Here is a 7,172-nt window from a genome sequence, read left to right on the forward strand (position 1 = left end):
TGTAGCGGCTTCGGCTACGGCCGCAGTCACTGCTGCTTCAACCTTCGTATTGGCCGTTGGCGTTATTTCTTTTGCTATTTCCTCAGCCGCTTGTAATTGATACCAACGGTCCAGCAATTTTTCTTCCGGCCAAACTTCGGATGTTTCAATGTATTCAAGGAGCGGTACCATCATGGTATCCACTGCATCATCACAGAATTCATGTAATGTACCATCCTGTGCCCAGCTCATAAGCTTAATGCTGTGAGGCAGAATGGTTGCTAATTGTTCTACCTGTAACGTCGCCAAAGCTTCTTCAACGGCTACGGCTACTTCACTGCGGCCTACGTTATTTAAAATTAAAGCATAGTTGAACTGACGTTCTTCGTGACAAAGCTGCATAACGCGCTGCACCGCACGAAGCGATACCCACATAGGTTCCGCTACGAGCAATAATTGATCAGCGGCTTTGAAAACGGCTTCATTGCCGCGACCGATACCGGCCGGCGCATCAATAATGACGAAATCATAACTTTCCGCCAGTTTTTTTATAAGTTTCGCATAACCTTTGCGCCCCACATCTTCCCAGCGGCGAGTCTGAGTTGCCGGTAAAAAGTCAAAATCGTCCGTTAACGGTATAATAGCACTGTCCTGATTGCAGTTATCTTTCCAAATATCTACAGCATCAAAAAAGATATCATTTTCTTTGCCAATGACTAAGTCTAAATCACGCATCCCAAAATCGGCATCGGTAATTAACACGCGATGACCTCGACGATTTAAAGCAGCACCAATATACGCTGTCATTGTAGTTTTACCAACGCCGCCCTTACCGGACATAATAGCTATAACCTTTCCCATAGCAACTCCTTTCCTTTCTCACTACCATAACCCACTACACAATCAATCTCAAACATACCTATAGCAGTAAAAAATTCAGAAAATAAACACATAACAAATACTAAAATTATTAACACTTAACAGATACTAAAACTTAACCGTTAAACTTGAATAACTAAACAATGTTTTAACGTTGTTGCGGTCCTGTTACCGCTGTATTCGATGAATTATCACCGCCTGCAGCGGTTGAACCGTTTGCTGTATTACCGGTATTAGTTGAAGTAGTTCCTAGAGAATTATTATTTGCTGCACTATTAGTATTGACACCGGTTGACGAACCATTCCCATTAGTACCGTTTTTATTATCAGTACCGGCACCATTAATATGGAAATATTCAGCTAGTACGTCTCTAACAATCGGACCGGCCGAGCCGGCACCAAAACTACCTTGTTCTACCAAAGCAACTACAACAATACGCGGTTTATCATATGGTGCATAGGCTACAAACCAACCATGGTCACGGCCGGTGGAGTTTTCCGCCGTACCGGTTTTACCGGCGATTTCAATAGGCCACCCTTTAAAGAGCGCACCTGCTGTACCGCCTTCGGCTGTTACGTCGCGCAATGCATTACGGATTAAATCCATAACTGTTTTTGAAACTTGTAATACGCCCATTTTTTTAGGTCCGAAAATTTCTGCCGGTGTACCGTCGCTATTATCGATACGACTTACTACATATGGTTGGTAACGAATACCACCATTAGCTACTTCCGACATCATCATAGCCATCTGAATTGGCGTTACCAAGGTAAAGGACTGACCGATGGCCGCATCGAAGGTTTCCCCTAAATACCAGTCTTGATCAAATACTTTACGCTTGTATTCCGGACTTGCCAAGTTACCGCTGGATTCACCATAGAGCTTAATGCCCGTTTTTTCACCCAACCCAAACAACTTCGCAAAACGGTCCAGTTCTTCAATGCCTACACGATTACCCATTTCATAGAAATAAACGTTATCCGATTTGGCCAAGGCTGTATTAAAATCAAGCCAGCCTAAAGCTTCACCTTCGGCATTTCGCTTGTCGATTAACCAGTGACGACCACTATCGAATATCATCTCGTTAGGCGTTACTTTTTTTAGTTCCAATGCAGCTGCACCGGTAATAATTTTAAATGGTGAGCCCGGTGGATATTCACCGGAAATAACCTTATTATCAAACGGATGATTTGGGTCGTTATTAAGTTGATTCCATTGTGCCGATGTAATACCACGGGCAAACCAGTTCGGATTGAAACCCGGTGCACTTACCATGGCGAGAATAGCCCCCGTATTCGGGTCCATAGCTACAACCGCCGCACCTTGGGCCGGAATGCCTTGAGAACGGAGTGACGCCAATTGATCGGCTACCGCTTTTTCAGCCGCTTTTTGTAACGGTAAATCAATGGTCAAATGAATGTCTCGCCCCGGAATAGTGTCCTTACGGCCCACTTCCGCCACGGGGCGACCGGTAGCATCTACTTCTACCTGCTTACCGCCGTCGATGCCACGCAATACATCATCATACATTTTTTCAAGACCGGAGCGTCCTAAAATAGTGCCCGGTCCTACCGGTGTTTCTGGATTTTCCGCTTTAAGCTCATTCAATTCATCTTCGCTGACTTCACCTACATAACCGAAGAGTTGTGATGCCAAAGAATCATATGGATAGTATCTCAATGGCTCTACATCAATGGTTACGCCCGGCAATTCATGGCGATGTTCTTCAATCATAGTTACGCGGTCCATCGTAATGTCCGTGGCCAAGCGAATCGGCTCATAGCCGCCCTTATGGGCTGCAATTTTACTTTGAATCACGTCCGGCTTAATATTAAGCATTGTGGCCAAACGGTTGAGTTCGCCCGGATCGATATCCTGCCCGGTTGGTACAATGGATACCGTATAAGCTGGCCGTGAACCGGCTACAATCTGACCGTTACGATCATACATGACCCCGCGCGCCGCCGTTACCGACACCATGCGCAGGCGATTGCCTTCCGCCTTGGTGTGGTAATATTCGCCATCCATAATCTGCAGATAAAATAAGCGAATAATAAGAATAACAAATATAGCGCTGACTATATACATTAAGGCATCAAAACGGCCTTTTTTATTCTTTTTATATAATGCTTCAAGCACGCCGATGCCTCCTTAATTGACTACCAAATATATTCGTCTTTCTCCTCCATGTTCCATAAAATTTCATGAATCATAATGCCCAAGAGCCCGTTGAGCCACCAAACAGGCCAAATATGATGCCATAAATACGAACCTACGAGAATATCTTCACGCCCCAACCAGAGCATACCAATGCGGAAAATAATATCCGCCAAAGTACCTACGGAAACCCACGCAAAGGTAATATACCACTGCTCTTCGTATACGCTGAATGACCAGATGCTCACAATGTAAGCAACGGCGATATATGGGAATAAGTGAAGTCCAAAAGAATTCGAGATCAAAATATCATGGACTAAACCGCCTGTAATAGCGGCCATAAGGCCGATACGACGGCCTTTGAGCAAAGATAATACAATAACCCAAACCAGAATCAAATTCGGTATCCACCCTTGCCTAAAGAGCATGGGCAATACATCGGCTTGAATCAAAAAGGTAAATATACCCATGAGTATGTATATTAGAGTTCTCATTGCTGCGTCGCTCCTTTTACCCCTTCAACTTGGTCACGCTGTGTTTGCGGTACCAATTTTGGAGTTAAGCTTGGCTTATCCAATTCGCCTTCGCGAGAGCGCATAATAACGAATACTTCTTCTACATTGCGTAAATCGGCCGATAATTGTACGACCGCGTTTTTAACAAAACCTTCCGAATCATTATCAATTCGCGTTACATGACCAACCAAGAGACCTTTCGGGTAAATCCCGCCGTAGCCGGAGGTAATCAAGGTATCGCCATTCAATACGTCGCCATCGCGAGCCACGTTAACCAATAAAGGCTCATCCGGATTGCTACCGTTACCTTTAACAATTGACGCTACACGCGATTCTGGACGCTGTACGATAACGCCGATAGCCGTACGCGGATCAAGTATGGTCTGTACGCGAGCTGAATGAGTATATACGTCGCTGATAAAACCAACTACCCCACCGGGAATCACAACTGGCATATTCGGTTCCAAACCGTCTTCACTACCGCGATCAATAGTAAAGGTATTGGTCCAAGTCCCCACATCGCGGGTCACCACAGTCGCCGCCATCATATCAAATTGAGGATGATTGTTCTGAAAAGACAATAACTGACGTAAACGCATGTTTTCAGCTACTACTTCATCATAGTTTGTTACGCGTTGCAGTAATTGTGCATTTTCTTCACGAATAGCGTCTATTTCTTTAGTACCATTAATAGCTGTATCAATAACGGCAATGCCGGTATGAATGGATCCTAAAAATCGCGAAGCGCCATAAGTAAACGGTGTTGTTACTCGCTCCAACGGTACCGTTACATACGGAATAGCAGTTCGTTGTTTCCACGCATAGCCTAAGAGCGCTAAAAATACGCAGCATAATCCTACTACGACTATTAACCGTCGTTCTGATGAAAACATTACGCCCTTCCTTTCCGATTTTTCGATGCAATAATAAAACGATCCATCCGTGCAAATTCTTTGGACGCTTGGCCCAAACCAACCGCCACCGCATACCCCGGTTCCGGCGGTACCTGCACAGGAATCCCCAATTCTTCACTAATGCGCTGACCAAGGCCTTCCATAAGTGCCGTAGCACCGGTTAAAGTCATACCGCGCTCCATAATATCCGCTGCCAATTCAGGTGGCGTCTGTTCCACAACGGATTTAATTTCATCTACAATCCGTTGTAATGTGTCCTGCATAACCTGGTAAACTTCCGATTTACGAATAATAATTCGTTTCATCAGACCATTGGCAATATCGCGCCCCATGAAAGAAACTTCCAATTCTTCCTGTGGCGGCAAGGCCGTTCCCAGTTCCATTTTAATACCTTCCACCGTTTCTACAGCGACCATTACGGAATAGGTATTTTTAATATATTGTAATATAGCTTCATTAAAATCATGACCGCCAATACGTGCGGAGTGAGCAATAACCTTGCCCCCTAAGGACATAACGCCGATATCGGTGGTACCGCCGCCAATATCTACAGCCATACTGCCACATGCTTCAAATACCGGCAAATTACAGCCTAAAGCAGCCGCCACCGGTGCTTCCACCAAGTACGCTTCGCGCGCTCCGGCCTGAATAATAGCGTCCGTCATGGCTCGTTTTTCCACATCTGTAATACCGCAAGGCACGGCCATAATAACACGCGTACGACCTACGGTACGAGACGCCTTACTCATGAAGTGGCGCAACATAGTGAGCATAACACGATAATCTACAATAAAACCGTCGCGCAACGGGCGAAGTTCATCCAGCATGTCAGGGGTTCTAAGCAAAAGTCGTTCCGCATCGGCACCAACAGCTACGATACCTTCCTGTTTCGTATCGGTAGCCACCAGTGACGGTTCGGACAATACGACCCCGCGCCCCTGCACATGTACATGGGTATTCACGGTTCCAATATCTATGCCTAAATCTCGTCCTAAGGACGAAAAAATACGAATCATATGTTTAGTCTCCTTACTTTACTCATCCCTATATTATACTATCGGCAGTAAGGATAAATCAACCAAATCGGCGCTTGTTCTCTAATTATCACGCCCTATTCATACTGCTGTATTTTTGTAAAAACAGGCCCGGCAAACATAAATCTCATCGCCAAAAATTCATTTTCAAATCTTCCTTTTTATACTCAGCCTGTCCCTTTATTATAGCATTTACCGTGAATTCGTTTAGACAATTTTTTCTATAAAAGAGCTTTTTAGCAAAGAATGCAGCAATTTTCATCAGCCATTTTCGCAAAGCCTTCTGTAACCTATAATAGTCCCTTCTCACAGAGACTGGTATAGCGGCCATCACCGATAACTACATGATCCAGCACGGGAATGCCCATCAGCTTGCCCGCTTTAATAAACAGTTTCGTAATACCGATATCTTCAGAACTGGGTTCCGGATCACCGGATGGATGGTTATGAATTAAAATGAGGCTCGCCGCATTGGCCTGCATAGCTTGACGAAACACGGTACGCGGCTCTGCCAAACTACCGGTTAAACCGCCGATTGAGATGGTTTCCACATCAATTAATTTATTTTTACAAGTTAAAAAGGCGGCACAGAAATGCTCTTCTTTTTCATAACGCAAGCGCTCCATAATATAGGATGCCACCGCTTTAGGGCTACTGAAATCTTCAAAATGCTCCTTCACTCGCAGCTGACCGAGACGACGCCCCAATTCAATGGCCGCACAAACGGTAACCGCCTTATCGCGACCGATGCCCTTAATCTTTTGTAAAGCACCTACGGTCGTATCATTCAGTCCATACGCGCCATGACTTACTGTATCAAGGACTTCTTTGGCCAAATCCAATACGGATGACCCCTGTCGTCCCGTTCTGAGTAAAATCGCCAATAACTCAACCGTGCTTACGCCGGCGGCTCCCAAAGTTAAAAATTTTTCACGTGGTTTCTGCCATGGCTGCCATTCTCTGACAACGCCTGTATATGTCTTAATCATATGTCCCCCTAAATCACTAACCCAACTCACTAACCTAAATTACCAAGCTAATTCACTAACCTAATTCACGCTGTTAGTCCGGCGCCCCCATGCGCCGTAAATATCGCGCTACCACTTCCACCGGAAGGCCAACCACATTCGTATAAGAACCTTCAATGCGCTCTACTAAATAAGCCCCCTGCCCCTGTATGCCATAAGCACCGGCTTTATCGAGTGGTTCACCGGTAGCCACATACGCTTTTATTTCCGCATCACTAAGCGAGTAAAAAAGAACCTTTGTTACGACGTGAAACACCTCTTGCTTAATTAACTCCTTGTCTCCATCGTAATAACAAAGCGCCACCCCGGTCACCACTTCGTGTGTATCACCAGACAATTCACGGAGCATCTGAACGGCCTCTTTTTCATTAGCCGGTTTGCCCAACACATGGCCCTTATGAGCCACAATCGTATCGGAACCAATAACCACATAAGTTTTATCGACCCCGGTCTCCGGAACCAACGCCGCCAAGGCCTTCCCCAAAGCCTGCGCTTCCACCAATTCATAGGGACTCTCAAACTCCTCATTATGCTCTTCATAGGTGCTCGTCACAACTTCAAATTCAATGTGTAATTGTTCCAATAAATCACGGCGCCGCGGCGACGCCGATGCCAAATATATTTTCATCAGTTATGTTTACCCCCGAATATGCCGTAAACTACAA

At 45.3% G+C, this 7,172-nt stretch carries 7 protein-coding genes (1 of these 7 running past the window's edge); all 7 read right to left on the bottom strand.

Annotated features, from left to right (window positions below; genetic code table 11):
* A protein-coding gene (locus tag QZL64_RS09085) for an AAA family ATPase (protein WP_021841680.1) crosses the window boundary here: on the bottom strand, positions 1-840 show its 5' portion. It extends 12 nt beyond the left edge of the window; the window shows 840 of its 852 coding nt (coding positions 1-840); its start codon is at positions 838-840; its stop codon lies beyond the left edge, outside the window.
* A gap of 166 nt (positions 841-1,006) precedes the next feature.
* Positions 1,007-2,998, bottom strand: a complete 1,992-nt coding sequence (gene mrdA / locus QZL64_RS09090) for a penicillin-binding protein 2 (RefSeq protein WP_021841681.1) — start codon at positions 2,996-2,998, stop codon at positions 1,007-1,009.
* Positions 2,999-3,018: 20 nt separating this feature from the next.
* Positions 3,019-3,510, bottom strand: a complete 492-nt coding sequence (gene mreD / locus QZL64_RS09095) for a rod shape-determining protein MreD (RefSeq protein ID WP_021841682.1) — start codon at positions 3,508-3,510, stop codon at positions 3,019-3,021.
* Complete coding sequence (gene mreC, locus QZL64_RS09100) at positions 3,507-4,424, bottom strand: rod shape-determining protein MreC (RefSeq protein ID WP_021841683.1); 918 nt, start codon at positions 4,422-4,424, stop codon at positions 3,507-3,509. Before mreC ends, mreD begins: the two co-directional genes overlap by 4 nt.
* On the bottom strand, positions 4,424-5,461 hold the full coding sequence (locus QZL64_RS09105; protein WP_021841684.1) for a rod shape-determining protein: 1,038 nt from the start codon (positions 5,459-5,461) through the stop codon (positions 4,424-4,426). Before QZL64_RS09105 ends, mreC begins: the two co-directional genes overlap by 1 nt.
* 308 nt (positions 5,462-5,769) lie before the next feature.
* Complete coding sequence (gene radC / locus QZL64_RS09110) at positions 5,770-6,465, bottom strand: RadC family protein (RefSeq protein ID WP_441351090.1); 696 nt, start codon at positions 6,463-6,465, stop codon at positions 5,770-5,772.
* 76 nt (positions 6,466-6,541) lie between these two features.
* Complete coding sequence (locus tag QZL64_RS09115) at positions 6,542-7,138, bottom strand: Maf family protein (RefSeq protein ID WP_156704644.1); 597 nt, start codon at positions 7,136-7,138, stop codon at positions 6,542-6,544.
* Positions 7,139-7,172 lie beyond the last annotated feature (34 nt).

The sequence above is a fragment of the Veillonella sp. CAG:933 genome (assembly GCF_000431435.1).
GTDB lineage: Bacteria > Bacillota > Negativicutes > Veillonellales > Veillonellaceae > Veillonella_A.